Here is a 17,140-nt window from a genome sequence, read left to right as displayed (position 1 = left end):
ACCCATTTACGCAGCACCGTTTGATGCACATCCAGATCTCTTGAGGCCTGCGCCACGCTAACCCCGCGCTCGCTGACCATCTTCGCCGCTTCGATCTTGAACTCGCGGCTAAACTTTCTTCGCTCCATTCACGTCCTCCAGTCTGATAAACACCTTATCTTGGTGTCCACCAAACCGGCAGCAGGCCAATCCGGTAAAGCTAAGAGACAGGTAAGACGGTTCTCGATCTCTTGAAATAGGGCAGCGCTATCGGGATCAAGCATGGCTCGACCCTCAAGCGATCTGCAGAACCAAAATTCTGCTGCGGGACTAAGGGGCTTTTCAGCCTCCATCTCCCGAGCAAGCGCAATTACTGCATCGAAACTGGTTCGCGCTGCTCCTTCGTCCTCGACCATAAGCAATTCGAATGAGCGCGCACCACCATATTGCAGCTTATCGGATCGCGATTTTGAGAGTGTGCAAATCCGGTCAAAGAAGGCCGTTCGTTCGCTCATGCCCATGCTGGCACCGTTGAGATCCAGTTGGATTTGCAGCAGGTCAACGTCGTCGCATATAGGAGTGATTGGCTGGAGTGGTTCTAGTTCGCGCGAGGCTGTTTCGCGATCATCGCGCCACAAAGCGCAAATTCCGCGATGATAAGCGATCTTTGCTAACCAGCGCGGGTCGTCGATGTTCGTCTTTAGCCGGTTTAAGACATCGGGCAGACGCTTGAGCCAGCCTTTGCGCAAGTACCCCCACATCAGATTTTCCACAAAATCCGATAGTGCTTCGATATCAATGTTCATCAAATAACCGGTGCGAAGCTCAGGCTGACGAGCGACTGCAGGGGCAGTATTGGTCAAGTGCCAGATCGTGTATTGAGTGACGTCAGCTCGAAGGTGACGCACGGCTTCGGTCCAAAGCTGGGCCTCAGCCGATTTTCGCCAGCGCTTACCATTCTCAAAGCCGGGCAGGCGACGCCTACAACAATCGCGAAATCGCAGGCCTGATCCGCAAAGGCATTCGCTTTTGGGGTCAGGGGTGAAAGTGGTTCGGGCCGGACGAGAGTTAGGTTGCACACACTCACGGTACATACCGATGGCTCCGCATTCAAATGTTCCTTACTAGACCGTAGCGCAACGTTTGATTGTCCGCTTCTCTGGGCATTTTCAACTTCACTAAACCGGTCGCAATCGGCCAACACCCCTCTGTCCTACATCCCCCAATCCATGCCACACTCGCCCCGCTCTTTCTCGCCGTCCGTCCCCCTCGTCTCCGCACGCCTCCCCGCGCACCCCCACACTTCGCAAAAATTCTCCTATTGCGAAATCGACGTCACCCGTCCGTTCGCCCGCAATTGCGTGGCCTGCGACGGTGTGAACTTCACAGATTTGGCAAGCGCGCGTCGGCCGCTTGGCCGGGCTGCGCTTAGCCCTGGTCCTGATAGGCCATTTGCAAAATGCCCCAGTGCCGCCCCTGCACATGGATCGACGCGATCACCTGTTTGAGCAGCAGCACGTCGCCGCTGGCGGTCAGGCGGCGATAGGCTTTGATGCAGAAGGGCTGGGTGGTCCGCGCCTGTTCGCGCGTGTCGGGAAAGTCGAAGATCAGCCCCTGCCGCGCATGTTCCGCGTTCCAGACGTCGTCGCCGGGCCGCTGCGGCTGCGCCCGTTCGGGCATGGCGACCGCGCCATAGGCGTTGCGGTCGGTGAAGGTCATGCCGAACAGCCCGGTAAAGCCGCGCGCCCGTTCCTGCTGCGCGCGGGCGACGGGCAGGATCACCGCCTGCACGGGATGCGTATATTGCGTCGGGTGGGTGCCGGGGATCGGCGCATAATCGTCGCTGAAGATCGCCGCTTCGCTTGCCTCACCGCGCTCGATCGCCCGCTCGATGGCATCCGCGACCTTTTGCGCCGACTCCAGGCTGAAGCGGATATAGGGCGAGTCGGGAATATCGACCCCGCTTTCGGCCAAATATTGCAACAGCATATTGGTGTCGCTGCTGGCGGTCGACACGCGGCCCGACAGCCGTTGCAGCCCGTCGGCATTGGCGCTCGACGTGCTGGCTAGTGTCGCGATGCCGGTGCGGATTTCGCCCGCGGACCCGACCATCGACGCGATCCGCCGCGCCACCGTCTCGCTGTTGCTCGACAGGTCGAGCATCAGCGCGGCCAGCCGTTCGACCAGCGTTTCGATGTTGCGCGTGTCCGACTGGGCGGTGCGCGCGGTCTGCGCGCCCTGGGTGATGCTGGCGAGCATGCCGCCCGCCTCGCCGGTCAGCGCGGCGATCGACTGTTCGATGGTCTGGGTGGCGGCGGCGGTTTCCTGCGCCAGTTTCTTCACCTCAGCCGCGACCACGGCAAAGCCGCGCCCCGCATCGCCCGCCCGCGCCGCCTCGATCGTGGCGTTGAGCGCCAGCAGGTTGGTCTGGCTGGCAATCCCACTGATCATGCTGGTGACATGGGCGACGGTGCGCAGCGCCTCGCCAAAGCCGTCGAGCCGCGCATGAATATGGCTGACCTGGTCGATCAGGTCGACGAAATTGCTGTTGGCGGCGGAGAGCTGGCGGCCCGAATCGTCGATGATCGCGCGCGCCGCGATCGCCTGTTCCCGCGCATCCTGCCCGGCCAGCGCCACGCTGTCGCCGTCCCGCGACAATTGCCCCGCTGCGCCGCTGATCGCCTCGATCATCTGCGCCTGCTGTGTCACCCGGTCGGCCAGTTCGCTGATGTCGGCCTGCAGGTCGAGCGTGCGGATGCCCAGGTCGCCCGACAATTTGGCGACCTTCATGACCGCTCTGGCGACGGCTCCGATTTCAGCTATGTTTCCCACGGCACGACGCTATCGCGCTATGGTAAAGGAAGCGTTAGCGACCCGCTAAAACGCGCCCGTCAGCGCCAAAACGACGCCGCCGACCACCAGCAACAGACCGATCAGTTCGCTTCGCTGCATCGTTTCCTTGAGGTAGAAATGGCCGAACGCCATGGTGAAGGCCACCTCGATCTGCCCCACGATCCGCACCAGCGCGACCGGCGCGGTGGCAAAGCCGGTGAACCAGCAGGCCGAGCCCAGCGCGGAGAGCAGGCCGACCTGACCCGACACCCGCCAACTGGCAAACACCCGCCGCATCTCGCCCGGTTCGCGCAGCAACAGATAGGCACCCTGCATCATCGTCTGGAGCAGGACCGTCACTGCCAATACCATCAGCGCGGCAAGGATGGCGTCGCTGGTCTCCACCGACTGCGTGGCACGGCGGATGCCGATCGCGGTCAGCGCAAAGAAAAAGCCCGATGCAATGCCGCACAGCGCAGCGGGTTGGCCCAGCGCGCGGAGAAAATCGCCCGGCCCCATCCGCTTGCCTCCGGTTGACAAGAGCATCACACCGGCAACGCCGCAGCCGATCCCGGCCCATGCCAGCGCAGACAGTCGCTCGCCCAGCAACAGGAAGGAAAGGACCGCGCCCTGTACCGCCTCGGTCTTGGAATAGGCCGTGCCAACGACGAAATTGCGATGGGCAAAGGCCAGGATCAGCAAATTGGTCGCGATGATCTGCGCCAACCCGCCCGCCGCGCAAAAGAGCAGGAATAATGGTCCGACCGAGGGGAGCGGAGCCGGGAATAATAACCGATAGCCACCAAGCAACATCAAGGTGAAGGGAATGCCATATAGATAGCGCACCAGTCCTGCCGCATTGAGCGACAGCGACTGGCTTACCCGCCGCTGTACGGCGGTGCGCCATGCCTGCACTGCACCCGCCAGCAGCGTGGCGGGCAACCAGATCGGGGACGTAATCATTGCGCCGCTATAGCCTTCAGCGCGTCGACGTCACCCCATCATCACCAGCAGGGTGACGATGAAGGTTACGAAAGACATGCTGTGCGAGGTCGAGCCGATATATGGCGCTTACACGCCTTCCAGCAGCTTTTCGCGCTTGATCTTTTCCTGCCAGACCAGCGGGGCGAGGTGGTGGACATTCTGGCCTTCGCTGTCGACCGCGACGGTCACGGGCATGTCCGCGACGTCGAATTCGTAGATCGCCTCCATGCCGAGATCCTCGAAGCCAACGACCTTGGCCCCCTTGATGGCGCGCGCGACCAGATAGGCCGCGCCGCCGACCGCCATCAGATAGGCGCTCTTATGCTTGGCGATGGCGGCGGTGGCCGCGACGCCGCGCTCCGCCTTGCCGACGCAGCCGAGCAGGCCTTGCTCCAGCATCATGTCCATGAAGCTGTCCATGCGGGTGGCGGTGGTGGGACCGGCCGGGCCGACCACTTCGTCGCCAACCGGATCGACCGGACCAACATAATAGATGACGCGGCCCTTGAAATCGACGGGCAACTGTTCGCCCCGGCTCAGCATATCCTTGATCCGCTTGTGCGCGGCATCACGCCCGGTCAGCATCTTGCCGTTCAGGAGCAGCCGGTCGCCATGCTTCCAGCTCTGGACGATTTCGGGCGTCAGCGCATTGAGATCGACGCGGATTGCTTCCTTGCTGGGTGTCCAGTTGACGTCAGGCCATTCCGACAGCTTGGGCGCTTCCAGATAGGCGGGGCCGGAGCCATCGAGCGTGAAATGCGCGTGGCGCGTCGCGGCGCAATTGGGGATCATCGCTACGGGCTTGCCCGCCGCATGGCAGGGATAGTCGTAAATCTTGACGTCGAGAATGGTGGACAGGCCACCCAGACCCTGCGCGCCGATACCCAGCGCGTTGACCTTGTCGAAAATCTCGACCCGCATCCTCTCGATATCAGTCTGCGGCCCGCGCGCCTTGAGTTCGCCCATGTCGATGGGCTCCATCAGGCTTTCCTTGGCCAGCGCCACCGCCTTTTCCGCCGTGCCGCCAATGCCGATGCCCAGCATGCCGGGCGGGCACCAGCCGGCACCCATTTGCGGGATCATGTCCAGCACCCAGTCGACGATCGAATCGCTGGGGTTCATCATCTTGAACTTGGTCTTGTTTTCCGACCCGCCACCCTTGGCCGCGACGTCGATGACCACCTTGTTGCCCGGCACCATCTCCACCGACAGGACGCAGGGCGTGTTGTCCTTGGTATTCTGGCGGCTGAACGCCGGATCGCGCAGGATCGAGGCGCGCAGGCGGTTTTCGGGGTTGAGGTAAGCGCGGCGCACGCCCTCATCGATCACATCCTGCATGGACCGGCTATTATCGTCCAGCCGGCATTCCATGCCCCATTTGACGAAGACGTTGACGATGCCGGTGTCCTGGCAGATCGGGCGATGCCCCTCCGCGCACATGCGGCTGTTGGTCAGGATCTGGGCGATGGCGTCCTTGGCCGCCGGGCTTTGCTCCGCCGCATAGGCTTTGCCGAGTGCGCGGATATAATCCATCGGATGATAATAGCTGATGAACTGAAGCGCGTCGGCCACGCTGTCGATCAGATCGGCGGTTTTGATGAGCGTCATCTACCCTAGTCCCCATTTCTGCGGCCCGGCCCTGCACGGCGGGTTCCTGCTTGGGCTGGGGCTATACGCATCCGCGCCCTCAAGTCCAGTATGGGTAAGGCGAGGGGTAGGGGGAGGGGCGACTCCGGCCGCGCACGCATTTGCGTGGCAAGCCCCAATATATTTTTTTGACGTCATGCTCCCCCTTGCCTTTTACGGGGGGCAGGGATGTCCGCGCGTCGCTGCGTTGCGGTATCCAAAAGTGACGATGAAATGAATCGGGCGAGCGACGAACCGAGTCTCCAAACGGTCATTTACCCTCTTGCGCGAAAAAGGGGCTATGGCACTATCCCTTGTATCGGGTTAACGGGGGTCACCCAACAGATTGTGATTGCGTCGCGGAACATGGTTTCGCTTGAAGGGCATTTTGTCCGTGCGATCGCGGTCTTGCGGGCCTCGTTCCGGTCCCGGCACGAAACGGTTTGCGGCTGATGCGCGACTGGACGGCGCGGGGCTTGACCGAATCGAACGGAACAGGAACATTCGGGGGCTGAAATGGATTTTCGAGATAGCGGACAAGGTGGTACTGGCGACGTGGCGACTGTGATGGATGAAGTGTTGGACGCGGTAGCGGCAACGAACAAAGCGGCTCCGGCCAAGGCGCAGCCCAAGGAGGCGGCACCCCTGACCTCCTCGACCGTGGTGGAGCGTCGCTTCAACATCGTGACTGATGCGTCGCGCGATGCGTTGCTAACCGAATTTGGCAAGGACACGCTGAACGACCGCTATCTGCTGCCCGGCGAATCCTATCAGGATCTGTTCGCCCGCGTAGCGTCGGCCTATTCGGACAATCAGGACCATGCGCAGCGGGTCTATGACTATATCTCGAAACTCTGGTTCATGCCGGCCACCCCGGTCCTGTCCAATGGCGGTACCGGGCGCGGCCTGCCGATCAGCTGTTATCTGAACTCGGTGGACGACAGCCTGGAAGGCATCGTCAATACCTGGAACGAGAATGTCTGGCTTGCCTCGCGCGGTGGCGGCATCGGCACCTATTGGGGCAGCGTGCGCGGCATCGGCGAGCCGGTCGGTCTCAACGGCAAGACATCGGGCATCATCCCCTTCGTCCGCGTGATGGACAGCCTGACGTTGGCGATCAGCCAGGGCAGCCTGCGTCGCGGTTCGGCCGCCTGCTATCTCGACGTGTCGCACCCGGAAATCGAGGAGTTCCTCGAAATTCGGAAGCCGAGCGGCGACTTCAACCGCAAGGCGCTCAACCTGCATCATGGCGTCCTTTTGACCGACGAGTTCATGGAAGCGGTGCGCGATGGCCGTGAATTCCATCTGCGCAGCCCCAAGGACCAGTCGATCCGTGGCACGGTGGATGCGCGCGCGCTGTTCCAGAAGCTGGTCGAGACTCGTCTCGCGACCGGCGAACCCTATATCGTGTTCAACGACACGGTGAACCGCATGATGCCCAAACATCATCGCGACCTGGGGCTGAAAGTCTCGACGTCCAACCTCTGTTCGGAAATCACCCTGCCGACCGGGCGCGACCATCTGGGCAATGACCGCACGGCGGTCTGCTGCCTGTCGTCCATGAATCTGGAAACCTGGGACGAGTGGAAGGACGAAAAGCTCTTCGCTGAAGACATCATGCGCTTCCTCGACAATGTGCTGCAGGATTATATCGACCGCGCTCCGCCCGAAATGGCACGCGCCAAATATAGCGCCAGCCGCGAACGATCGGTTGGGCTCGGCGTCATGGGCTTCCACAGCTTTCTCCAGGCGCGCGGCATCCCGTTCGAGGGCGCGATGGCGAAGTCGTGGAACCTGCGTATGTTCAAGCATATCAAGGGTCAGGTCGACGAAGCCTCGATGCAGCTCGCCATCGAGCGCGGCCCTTGCCCGGACGCCGCCGACCAGGGCGTGATGGAGCGTTTCAGTTGCAAGATGGCGATCGCGCCGACCGCGTCGATCAGCATCATCTGCGGCGGCACCAGCGCGTGCATCGAACCGATCCCGGCCAATATCTACACGCATAAGACGTTGTCGGGCAGCTTCTCGATCAAGAATCCTTATCTCGAAAAGCTGCTGATCGAGAAGGCGAAGGACAGCAATAATGTCTGGAACTCGATCCTCGAACATGGCGGCAGCGTCCAGCATCTCGACTTCCTGAGCCAGGAAGAAAAGGATACGTTCAAGACCAGCTTCGAGATCGACCAGCGTTGGCTGCTCGAACTCGCGGCCGACCGCACACCCTATATCGACCAGGCGCAGTCGCTAAACCTGTTCATCCCGGCCGATGTGGAAAAATGGGATCTGCTCATGCTCCACTTCCGCGCCTGGGAACTGGGCATCAAGTCGCTTTATTATCTGCGCTCCAAATCGGTCCAGCGCGCGGGCTTCGCCGGTGGCGTGGAAGCCGACAATACGATCGACGCGCCCAAGTTCGAGATCGAAAGCACGGACTATGACGAGTGTCTGGCCTGTCAGTGATTTTGTGAGCCTCTCTCCCAAAGAGGAGAGAAAGGCCAATATAGATTTCCCGGAGTTACCCCATGTCTCTTCTTCAAGCCTCCAAGCAATATAAGCCGTTCGAATATCCCTGGGCCTACGACTTCTGGAAGCGCCAGCAGCAGTTGCACTGGCTGCCGGAGGAAGTGCCCTTGGGCGAGGATTGCCGCGACTGGGCGCAGAAACTGTCCGACCATGAGCGCAACCTGCTGACGCAGATTTTCCGCTTCTTCACCCAGGCCGACGTGGAAGTGCAGGATTGCTACCACGAAAAATATGGCCGCGTGTTCAAGCCGACGGAAGTCAAGATGATGCTGACCGCGTTCAGCAACATGGAAACCGTGCATATCGCGGCTTACTCGCATCTGCTCGATACGATCGGCATGCCCGAAAGCGAATATAGCGCCTTCCTCCAATATAAGGAGATGAAGGACAAGCATGACTATCTGCAGCAGTTCGGCGTCGATACCGACGAGGATATTGCTCGTACCCTGGCGATGTTCGGCGGCTTTACCGAAGGCCTGCAGCTGTTCGCGTCCTTCGCGATGCTGATGAACTTCCCGCGCTTCAACAAGATGAAGGGCATGGGCCAGATCGTCACCTGGTCGATCCGTGACGAGACGCTGCATTGCGAGGGCATCATCAAGCTGTTCCACGCCTTCTGCGCCGAACGCGGCTGCCTGACCCCTGCGGTCCGGGAAGATATCATGGACATGTGTCAGAAGACGGTGCGGATCGAGGATGCGTTCATCGATCTGGTCTTCGAAATGGGGCCGGTCCCCGGCATGACGGCGAAGGACATCAAGAAATATGTCCGCTACATCGCCGACTGGCGACTGGGCCAGCTTGGCTTCAAGCCCATCTACATGATCGAAGAGCATCCGCTCCCCTGGCTCAGCCCGCTGCTCAACGGCGTGGAACATGCCAATTTCTTCGAAACCCGCGCGACGGAATATTCAAAGGGCGCGACACGCGGCCAGTGGAACGACGTATGGGACGCCTTCGACCGCCGCAAGACCCGCACCGTGCCCGCCAATGCAGACGAAGTGGACCCGGATATGTTCAAGGCTGCGGGGATCGCGGCGGAGTAAAGTCCGTTTTGGAGAAACTTTACTCCGGGATGGTTGCAGGTCAGGCGTGAACATAATAAGAACAATCCTGCTTTTTGCAGCGGTTGAGGGATGGCATGGACTCCATTGAATTTTGCGCCGGTGCAGGTGGGCAGGCGTTGGGGCTGGAGCAGGCCGGTTTTCGGCATAGTGCTCTTGTCGAGATCGAGCAGGACTTTGCCCGTTCACTTACCCTCAATCGCCCGCAATGGGATGTCCATGCCCAGGATATGACCTTGTTCGATGGCCGCCCTTATCGGGGCGTCGATCTTTTCGCAGCAGGCCTGCCATGCCCGCCATTTTCGATGGCGGGTAAGCAGTTGGGGGAAAAGGACGAACGCAATCTGTTCCCGGCTGCTTTGCGGCTGATCGACGAGATTCAGCCGCGCGCGGTGATGATCGAAAACGTCCGTGGCTTCCTGTCGGCCGTGTTTGAGGATTATCGGCTCGCGTTGAAGGAGCAGCTACGCAAGCTGGGTTATGTCGTGGAGTGGCGGCTCCTCAATGCATCCCATTTCGGTGTCCCTCAGTTGCGCCCTCGCGTTGTAATCGTGGCGGTGCGTGCGGAGTATAGCGACCGGTTCGATTGGCCCGTACCTTTGCTATCCAAGCCGCCGACGGTCGGTGCGACCCTGCATGATCTGATGGAGGCCAATGGTTGGTTAGGCGCGGATCGATGGGCCAAGAACGCCAATGACATCGCACCGACCATCGTTGGCGGTTCCAAGAAACATGGTGGTCCTGATCTTGGCCCCACGCGCGCGCGCGCCGCTTGGGCCAGTCTGGGCGTCAATGGCAAAAGCCTGGCCGAGGTGGCACCAGAACGAGACTTTGTCGGCATGCCTCGGCTGACCATTCCAATGGTTGCCCGGATACAAGGTTTCCCAGATGATTGGCATTTTCATGGCCGCAAGACCACGGCCTATCGTCAGGTCGGCAACGCCTTTCCGCCCCCGGTTGCCAAGGCGGTCGCAACACAATTGCACGCTGCGCTATCATCGCGACGACTGACCTCTGTGCGGGCGGCGTGATGCTTGTTGCCGGGCCGGGGCGAGTGCCATTACCCGCAACGCACCCGGATCATGATCAACTTGCTGCACTGGAAGCGGATTTTTTGACGGCCGTGGGTGGTGAACAGCTTTTCCAAGAAAAGTTGCGAGGGTTTTTCCGGTCGGCAATCGACGAAGTGATCGATACGGCCCGCAGCGGCCGGTTCTTTTTCAAGGATCTTGAAAAGACCGAGAAAACCTATCTCGGAACCAAATTTGAAATTCTTCTACGCGATTGGTTGCAGGTGCCGCGGGGCATGATATTGGACTTGTTGATTGGCGGGCGCGAGGTTGACGTTAAATCGACGACCGTCAAGTCCGGGTGGATGATACCGCCTGAAGCCGAAAATCAGTTTTGTATCCTGTTGCGCGTCAATGAACTTGACGCGCAATGCGCGGTCGGTTTGTTTCGGGCACGTTCCGCTTATTTGACCGCTGGGGTTAACAGAGACGCCAAAAGGTCGGTCGCGGCAGCAGGGCGCAGCAACATCTGGTGGATGGCATCTGACTTTCCCTACACGCCGAATTTCTGGACATTCGTGTCGGAAGTGGATCGCGCCGCTTTGATGAAGGCGGGTGGCGGGACGAAGCGTGTCGCCATGCTTTTTGAACGCTACCAGCAAGTTGCGGTGTCGCGCGTGCAGATCATTGCTTTAGCCGCGCAGGATGACCCCATGCGCCGCGTGCGCCGGGGCGGAGGCGCACGCGATGTTTTGGCACCGAAGGGAATTGCGATCCTCTACTCCGAAAATGATCGAGACATCATGCGAGCCTTAGGCCTGAAATTCGGATATCGCGAATTCATGTCCTATCGTCCAAAAAACGACGATGAGGCAGCATTGTTACGCCAGGCGAACCATATTGACTGAGGTGGAACGTCCGAATGTCGTTTTCCAATTCACGCTGTTTTAGACGTGTTCCACCGTCGGTTCATCCCTCACGATACGCTGGAAATGGGAAAAGTTGATTGTCTGTTTCTCCACTATGCCCCTTACCCACCAACCAAACCCACGATGAACGGCGTGTTTTGTTCCGTTCATGCAACATCCTGTACGCCCTGGGGTTCTGACAGCAGAGACACGACCCCAGGGAAGGACCCCGCCCATGACATTCACCTTCAAACAGGCCATTGCCGCCTTGTCGTTCGGCGCGATGACGCTGACCGGCCTGGCCGCGACGCCCGCCTTTGCGCAGCCGGGCCGCGACAATCGCGAACGGCGTGAAGATCGCCGCGATGACCGGCAGGAGCGTCGCGCCGATCGCAAGGATGACCGTCGCGACAACCGCCAGGATCGTCGTGCCGACCGGCGCGATAATCGCCAGGACCGCCGCGTCGATCGTCGGGATGATCGCCGTGACTGGCGTCAGGATCGGCGTAACGACCAGCGCGTGACCTATCGTCGCCCCGGTCGTCCGGTCTACAGCTATGACTGGAACCGGCCTGACCCGCGCTATGGTCGCAGCTATCGGCCCGATCGCTATTATCGCGGCGGCTACCAGCCGATTCGCGTCGATCGCCGCACCCGCATCTATCGCGGCTATGACGATCGCTATTATTGCCGCCGTTCGGACGGCACCACCGGCCTGATCGTCGGCGCGGCGCTGGGCGGGTTGCTCGGCGGCCAGATCGACCGTGGCCAGTCGAACATCGCGGGTATCCTGATCGGCGGCGGCGCAGGCGCGCTGCTGGGCCGCGAAATCGATCGGGGCGGCGTGAACTGCCGCTAACAGGAGAATAGGGGCGCTGCGTTCAACACCAGGGACGGCGCGCCCCGTCCCATTCCCGCGCCAGCCCTTCGGCCACCAGCATCCCGCCGATCGAGTTGCCGCCGCGCGTCACGACCCGCAACGATCGGCCATAGCGATCCACATCGCGATCCACGCTTTCTAGCGTGAAGGGACCGGCATTGAGCAAGACTTGCAGCCGCTGCGTGGCCTGCGCGCCCAATGCGCCCTCGGCGGCGCAGCGCGGCCCATGGGTTTCGGGCGTGTCGATGTCGGCGATCCGATATTTTGCGCCCTTGAACCAAAATGTGTCGCCATCAACGACGCAATCGACCCCGCCGCCGCCATGACAAAAGCCGAACTGCGCCGAAAGCGTGTCGGGGGTCTGGCTTTGCCCGGCTACCGGGGTGGTCGGTAACGCTGTCCGGTCGATCCACTGCGGTCCGTACCAACCCAGCAGCAGCCCCAAGCATATGATATAGATGAAAGATGGCCCGCTGATGGCGCTGCTGCGCCGTTTGCTGCGTCCATATGCTTGTCTTGCCATCGGGCGAGCGTAGGTGGCCAACAGCAAATGACAGGTTAAAGCGCGACCATCTTCGCGCCGATCTGGCGCGATTTGACCGGGATCAAGGACAGGGCGCGCGCCAACGTCATGCTGGAAGGGTTATCCGAAATGGAGCCATTTCCCATGAACGCCGCTGCGCCGCCCAGTCCCTATGCCCGTATCGGCGGCGAACCGGCAGTTCGCGCCATCGTCACGCACTTCTACGACCTGTTGGAACAGGAGCCGCGTTATGCGGACCTGCGCACCGTTCACGCGGCGGACCTCGGTCCGGTGCGGCACGGCCTGACCCGCTTCCTGACTGGCTGGCTCGGTGGCCCGCGCGACTGGTTCGAGCGCGGGCCGTGCATCATGTCGTTGCATCGCGCCTTTCCGATCACGCCCACGCTGGCCGATCAATGGGCGATGGCGATGACCTGCGCCATCGCAGCGCAGGAGGATATAGATCCCGCCATTGCCGATTCGATGAGCCAAGCGCTGGGCCACATGGCGCGGGGCATGATCAATTTCGGGCTGGACGACAGCGCCGCCGCCTGACGACTTACTCGTCGTCTTCGGTCACCCCGAACGCATCATCCTCATCATCCATTTGCGGCTCCCCAGCAAAGGCATCCATGTCGATCCGGCCCGACCGGTTCATCTCGTTCATTCGCTCCACCAAGTCGGGCACATCGTCAGGGATGATCTGCGCCGGATTGGCGTGGCCGCCCCGCTCGCTATCCTCCGACGGCTCGGTCGCGCGCGCTTGCGCATCGGCGGCAACATCCTGCGCCTGCGTACCCGCATCGGCCTGTTCGCTATTATCTTCCGTGTCGGGGGTAGGGCGGTCCATGGCCGGTCTCCTTATAGGGATTGATCGCTCCTCAACGGTCGGCATCGCGGCGCGTTCCCCGGAAAGCACTGGACAGCGCCGGACCAAAAGGCCAAAGGCCCAAGCGATCCTTTTCGCACTGCAACAGGAATCCTCATGCCTCGCCAGCTCATTTCATCCGGCTCGCCCTTCGAGGCGCAGGTCGGCTATTCGCGTGCCGTTGTCCAGGGCGACTGGTGTTTCGTGGCCGGAACCACCGGCACGGACCCCGAAACCAAGAGGATGCCCGACAGCGTGGTCGATCAGGCCGCCAATGCGCTCAAGGTCATTGGCAAGGCGCTGGACGACGCGGGCTTTTCGTTCGCTGACGTCGTGCGCGTCACTTATTATATCACCGACCCGGCTTATTGGGACGATCTGGGCCAGGCAACCGCGCCGGTCTTCGGCACCATCCGTCCCGCCGCCAGTTGCATAGTCACCGGCCTCATAAAGCCGGAGATGAAGATCGAAATCGAAGTCACCGCCTTCAAAGGATAAGTCGCCATGATCACCATGTACGGCATCAAAAATTGCGACACCATTAAGAAGGCCCGTAACTGGCTGGACAATGAGCGCGTCCCCTACAGCTTCCACGACTATAAGGTTTCGGGCGTGGATAAGGCCAAACTGGAGGAATGGGTCATGGAACATGGCTGGGAAACCGTCTTCAACCGTTCCGGCACCAGCTTCCGCGCGCTCGATGCAGGCGACAAGGCGCATATCGATGCGGACAAGGCGATCCTATTGATGATCACCAACCCCTCGCTGATCAAGCGGCCGATCCTCGACACCGGCAAGGGCACGATCATCGGCTTCAAGGCCACGACATACGAAAACGCGCTGCAAGGCGTTTCGGCTTGAGGGGCGGGGATGTGGTGCGGATCGGCTTGTTGCTGCTGATGAGCCTCATCCCCCTTTCCGCAGCGCGGGCCGATCCGCTGATCATCGCCCATCGCGGTGCCAGCGGGGAACGCCCCGAACATACGCTCGCCAGCTATGAGCGGGCGATCGACCAGGGCGCGGATTATATCGAGCCGGACCTGGTGCTGACCAAGGACGGCGTTCTGGTCGCCCGGCACGAAAATGAGATTGGCGGCACCACCGATGTCGCCGACCATCCCGAATTTGCCGATCGCAAGACCAGCAAGACGATCGACGGCATCGAAATGTCGGGCTGGTTCACCGAGGATTTCACCCTCGCCGAACTGCGCACGTTGCGCGCCCGCGAGCGGTTGCCGGACCTGCGCACTGCCAACAAGCGATTCGACGGCCTTTATCCGGTCCCGACCTTCGAAGAGATAGTGCAACTGGTGCGCGCCAAGGAGGCCGAGAGCAGCCGCCGTATCGGCCTGTATCCCGAAACCAAGCATCCGAGTTACTTCGCCGGGCTGGGCCTGCCGCACCAGGCGCCGTTGCTCGATCTGCTGAGCCGCTATGGCTATCAGACCGAGGCCGATCCCGTCTTCATCCAGTCGTTCGAGGTCGGTAATCTCAAAGCGATCCGCGCCACCTCGCGCCTGCGCCTCATCCAGTTGGTCGATGCGGAGGGCGGCCCTGCCGACCTGCTCGGCACCAGCTATGCCGATATGCTCACCGTTCAGGGGCTGACCGATATTGCGGCCTACGCCGATGGGATCGGGCCGTCCGCGGCGCTCGTCATCGCGCCCGAAGGGGCGACGGCGCTGGTCGGCCGCGCGCACGATGCGGGCTTGCAGGTCCATGTCTGGACGATGCGGATGGAAAACAGCTTTCTGCCGCCGCAATATCAGCGGCTCGACGATCCGCAGGGGCTGGGCGATTTCGCCGGCTATGTTCGCGCCATCGCCGCTACCGGGGTAGACGGCCTGTTCAGCGACTTTCCGGGTCAGGCGCGGGCAGCACTGACGCCCGCGCGTTGAGCGGGTTGTAAAATCGGTCGAGGGGGCGAATAACGACACTATGTTGTCCCAGAAGACCCGTTACGCCATCCGCGCGCTGCAACATCTTGCCGATCGCTACCGCCAAGGCCCGGTGCCGCTTAGCGAGATTTCGACGCGCCAGAATATTCCGGCAAAATTCCTGACCGTCATCCTCTCCGAATTGTCGCGCGAGGGGCTGGTCGCGACCCAGCGCGGGCGCGACGGGGGCTATTGGCTGGCGCTGGCACCTGTCGACATCAGCTATGGTGACATCGTACGGATAACGCGCGGATCGTTGGCGCTCACCCCCTGCGCCAGCCGATTTGCACATGAAAGCTGCACCAACTGCCTGCCCGAATCGGAATGCCGCCTGCACCGTGTCATGCTGCGCGTTCGCGATGAAACCGCCAAGGTGCTCGACAGCATCAGCCTGGCCGAGCCATTCGCAGCGCTGGACGAGGCGGTCTAGCCTTGCGCCCGCCGCGTCGCTTCGCCACATCGGGGGCATGACGACACCTCCGCTCAAAGCCATGCTGATCCCGGTCACCCCGCTTCAGCAAAATTGTACCCTCTTCTGGTGTACCCAGACCATGCGGGGGGCCTTCGTCGATCCGGGCGGCGACCTGCCGGTGCTGAAACGGGCGGCGGCGGAGCAGGGGGTCGCGATCGAAAAACTGCTCGTCACCCATGGTCATATCGACCATTGCGGGCAGGCGGGGGTTTTGGCCCGCGACCTTGGCGTGCCGATCGAAGGGCCGCATGAGGAGGACCGCTTCTGGATCGAGCGCTTGGCCGAAGACGGCAAACGCTGGGGCGTACCGGGCGAGAGCTTCGAGCCTGATCGCTGGCTGCAGGATGAGGACCAGGTGACCGTCGGCAACCTGACCTTCGACGTCATCCATTGCCCCGGTCATACACCGGGCCATGTCGTGTTCCATCATGCGCCGAGCAAACTCGCCATCGTCGGTGACGTGCTGTTCCAGGGATCGATCGGCCGCACCGACTTCCCCCGTGGCAATCATCAGGATCTGATCGATGCGATCACTGGCAAGCTCTGGCCACTGGGTGGCGACACGGCCTTCGTCCCCGGCCACGGCGCGATGAGCAATTTCGCCCATGAGCGCCGCACCAACCCCTTTGTCGCCGATTCGGTACTGGCGGGCTAGCGTCTACACCTGTGCCGCCAGTGCGGGCGGCACAGGCAGTTCGCGCGTGGCGGTGTAGGCGATCGTCAACGCCGTGATCGCGAGGCTCACCATCACCAGCCAAGTGATCAGAGCGCCGGCGGCCCGCCAGATGGTTGGCTTGTCCGCATCCATGCCAAAGCCATGCGACACGCGAGCCAGTACATAAACCAGCGCCGCGATGGATAGCCACAAGGAGCCACCCACGGCCAACTCTACGAGCGCGAACAGGATCAGCACGATCGGCGTATATTCGATGAAATTGGCCTGCGCCCGCATCCGCCGCGCCAGCAGCCCGCTGCCGCCATCGCCATGCAGCACCTTGTCCTTGGCGCGCAGCCGGACGCAGCGAATCGCCAGCCACAGGTTGAGCAGCGCGCAGGCCGCGGCAAAGGTCAGCGTGATCGGCAAAGCCATGAAAATTCCCCCGTTGCGGTAGGGCTTCAGTCTAAGGCGCGGGGCGCGATCGGCAAGGAAGGACTTGCACCCCGAACAAAAACCGCTATAGGCGCAGGGCTTCGCGATCACCCGGGCCGCATGGGTCTGCGGCGCCTTGTGGCGTCCGCGTCTCCATCGGAAACCGGCCAGTCGCACAACCAGATAATTTACGGAACAAGGTGCCGACATGGCTGTCCCCAAAAGGAAAACGTCCCCCTCCAAGCGCGGTATGCGCCGTAGCCACGATTCGCTGCGCGTCGAAGCATTTCAGGAATGCTCCAACTGTGGCGAACTCAAGCGCCCGCACAATCTGTGCGGTGCCTGTGGCCACTATAACGGTCGCGAAATCGTCGCCGTCGGGGCGTAAGCCAGTCTCGATCTCCGCAAAGGGGTGATCAGCGTGTCCAGGCAACCGCGAATCGC

At 61.5% G+C, this 17,140-nt stretch carries 20 protein-coding genes; 12 read left to right on the top strand and 8 right to left on the bottom strand.

Features of this window, described 5'->3' with window-relative positions; translation table 11 throughout:
- The 5 genes from V2I08_RS13235 to V2I08_RS13215 all read right to left on the bottom strand — a co-directional run.
- On the bottom strand, nt 1-128 hold a 128-nt coding region (locus tag V2I08_RS13235), incomplete at its 3' end, for a transposase (protein WP_349635531.1).
- The gene (locus tag V2I08_RS13230) at nt 129-785 is read right to left on the bottom strand and encodes a hypothetical protein (RefSeq protein ID WP_349635526.1); all 657 of its coding nucleotides are present in this window, start codon (nt 783-785) and stop codon (nt 129-131) included.
- Nucleotides 786-1,407: 622 nt separating this feature from the next.
- Nucleotides 1,408-2,769, bottom strand: coding sequence for a methyl-accepting chemotaxis protein (locus V2I08_RS13225; protein WP_349635530.1), 1,362 nt, complete (start codon nt 2,767-2,769; stop codon nt 1,408-1,410).
- An 87-nt stretch (nt 2,770-2,856) separates the two neighbouring features.
- Nucleotides 2,857-3,774, bottom strand: coding sequence for a DMT family transporter (locus tag V2I08_RS13220; protein WP_349635525.1), 918 nt, complete (start codon nt 3,772-3,774; stop codon nt 2,857-2,859).
- A gap of 108 nt (nt 3,775-3,882) precedes the next feature.
- Nucleotides 3,883-5,403 carry a fumarate hydratase gene (locus tag V2I08_RS13215; RefSeq protein WP_349635524.1) on the bottom strand — a complete coding sequence of 507 codons (1,521 nt, stop codon included), beginning with the start codon at nt 5,401-5,403 and terminating at the stop codon, nt 3,883-3,885.
- Between the two features lie 585 nt (nt 5,404-5,988).
- Between V2I08_RS13215 and V2I08_RS13210 the strand changes: the two genes are divergently transcribed.
- The 5 genes from V2I08_RS13210 (at nt 5,989) to V2I08_RS13190 (ending at nt 11,785) form a co-directional block, all read left to right on the top strand.
- On the top strand, nt 5,989-7,881 hold the full coding sequence (locus V2I08_RS13210; RefSeq protein ID WP_349635529.1) for a ribonucleoside-diphosphate reductase subunit alpha: 1,893 nt from the start codon (nt 5,989-5,991) through the stop codon (nt 7,879-7,881).
- Between the two features lie 62 nt (nt 7,882-7,943).
- The gene (locus V2I08_RS13205; protein WP_349635523.1) at nt 7,944-8,990 is read left to right on the top strand and encodes a ribonucleotide-diphosphate reductase subunit beta; all 1,047 of its coding nucleotides are present in this window, start codon (nt 7,944-7,946) and stop codon (nt 8,988-8,990) included.
- 95 nt (nt 8,991-9,085) lie between these two features.
- Nucleotides 9,086-10,039 (top strand): DNA cytosine methyltransferase, encoded by a 954-nt coding sequence (locus tag V2I08_RS13200; RefSeq protein WP_349635522.1) that lies wholly within the window; start codon nt 9,086-9,088, stop codon nt 10,037-10,039.
- Nucleotides 10,039-10,926: a NaeI family type II restriction endonuclease gene (locus V2I08_RS13195; RefSeq protein ID WP_349635528.1), complete on the top strand. Its 888-nt coding sequence runs from the start codon at nt 10,039-10,041 to the stop codon at nt 10,924-10,926. Before V2I08_RS13200 ends, V2I08_RS13195 begins: the two co-directional genes overlap by 1 nt.
- Before the next feature lie 235 nt (nt 10,927-11,161).
- Complete coding sequence (locus tag V2I08_RS13190) at nt 11,162-11,785, top strand: glycine zipper 2TM domain-containing protein (RefSeq protein ID WP_349635521.1); 624 nt, start codon at nt 11,162-11,164, stop codon at nt 11,783-11,785.
- Between the two features lie 22 nt (nt 11,786-11,807).
- On the opposite strand, the gene V2I08_RS13185 is transcribed toward V2I08_RS13190, so the two are convergent.
- A complete protein-coding gene (locus V2I08_RS13185; protein WP_349635520.1) occupies nt 11,808-12,329 on the bottom strand; it encodes a thermonuclease family protein in 522 nt (173 codons plus the stop codon).
- A 144-nt stretch (nt 12,330-12,473) separates the two neighbouring features.
- Here V2I08_RS13185 and V2I08_RS13180 point away from each other — a divergent pair, with 144 nt between their 5' ends.
- Nucleotides 12,474-12,884, top strand: coding sequence for a group II truncated hemoglobin (locus V2I08_RS13180; RefSeq protein ID WP_349635519.1), 411 nt, complete (start codon nt 12,474-12,476; stop codon nt 12,882-12,884).
- A 4-nt stretch (nt 12,885-12,888) separates the two neighbouring features.
- Here V2I08_RS13180 and V2I08_RS13175 read toward each other — a convergent pair whose 3' ends face one another.
- Nucleotides 12,889-13,179, bottom strand: coding sequence for a hypothetical protein (locus V2I08_RS13175; protein ID WP_349635518.1), 291 nt, complete (start codon nt 13,177-13,179; stop codon nt 12,889-12,891).
- A gap of 135 nt (nt 13,180-13,314) precedes the next feature.
- Here V2I08_RS13175 and V2I08_RS13170 point away from each other — a divergent pair, with 135 nt between their 5' ends.
- Genes V2I08_RS13170 through V2I08_RS13150 form a run of 5 tightly spaced genes read left to right on the top strand, consistent with a single transcriptional unit; the run spans nt 13,315 to nt 16,261 of the window.
- Nucleotides 13,315-13,695: a RidA family protein gene (locus V2I08_RS13170; RefSeq protein ID WP_349635517.1), complete on the top strand. Its 381-nt coding sequence runs from the start codon at nt 13,315-13,317 to the stop codon at nt 13,693-13,695.
- Between the two features lie 6 nt (nt 13,696-13,701).
- Nucleotides 13,702-14,058 carry an ArsC family reductase gene (locus V2I08_RS13165; RefSeq protein ID WP_349635516.1) on the top strand — a complete coding sequence of 119 codons (357 nt, stop codon included), beginning with the start codon at nt 13,702-13,704 and terminating at the stop codon, nt 14,056-14,058.
- Between the two features lie 38 nt (nt 14,059-14,096).
- Nucleotides 14,097-15,095: a glycerophosphodiester phosphodiesterase gene (locus V2I08_RS13160; RefSeq protein WP_405053650.1), complete on the top strand. Its 999-nt coding sequence runs from the start codon at nt 14,097-14,099 to the stop codon at nt 15,093-15,095.
- Nucleotides 15,096-15,135: 40 nt separating this feature from the next.
- Nucleotides 15,136-15,564: an Rrf2 family transcriptional regulator gene (locus V2I08_RS13155; RefSeq protein WP_349635514.1), complete on the top strand. Its 429-nt coding sequence runs from the start codon at nt 15,136-15,138 to the stop codon at nt 15,562-15,564.
- Nucleotides 15,565-15,601: 37 nt separating this feature from the next.
- Nucleotides 15,602-16,261 carry an MBL fold metallo-hydrolase gene (locus tag V2I08_RS13150; protein WP_349635513.1) on the top strand — a complete coding sequence of 220 codons (660 nt, stop codon included), beginning with the start codon at nt 15,602-15,604 and terminating at the stop codon, nt 16,259-16,261.
- Nucleotides 16,262-16,264: 3 nt separating this feature from the next.
- Here the strand turns inward: V2I08_RS13150 and V2I08_RS13145 are convergent, their stop codons facing one another.
- Nucleotides 16,265-16,696 (bottom strand): MAPEG family protein, encoded by a 432-nt coding sequence (locus tag V2I08_RS13145; RefSeq protein WP_349635512.1) that lies wholly within the window; start codon nt 16,694-16,696, stop codon nt 16,265-16,267.
- 208 nt (nt 16,697-16,904) lie between these two features.
- On the opposite strand from V2I08_RS13145, the gene rpmF reads away from it, so the two are divergent.
- Nucleotides 16,905-17,084: a 50S ribosomal protein L32 gene (rpmF, locus tag V2I08_RS13140; RefSeq protein WP_006957677.1), complete on the top strand. Its 180-nt coding sequence runs from the start codon at nt 16,905-16,907 to the stop codon at nt 17,082-17,084.
- The last annotated feature ends 56 nt before the right edge of the window (nt 17,085-17,140 follow it).

Source organism: Sphingobium sp. MK2, assembly GCF_040170545.1.
Lineage (GTDB): Bacteria > Pseudomonadota > Alphaproteobacteria > Sphingomonadales > Sphingomonadaceae > Sphingobium.
This window is presented reverse-complemented; position numbering and strand designations above follow the sequence as displayed.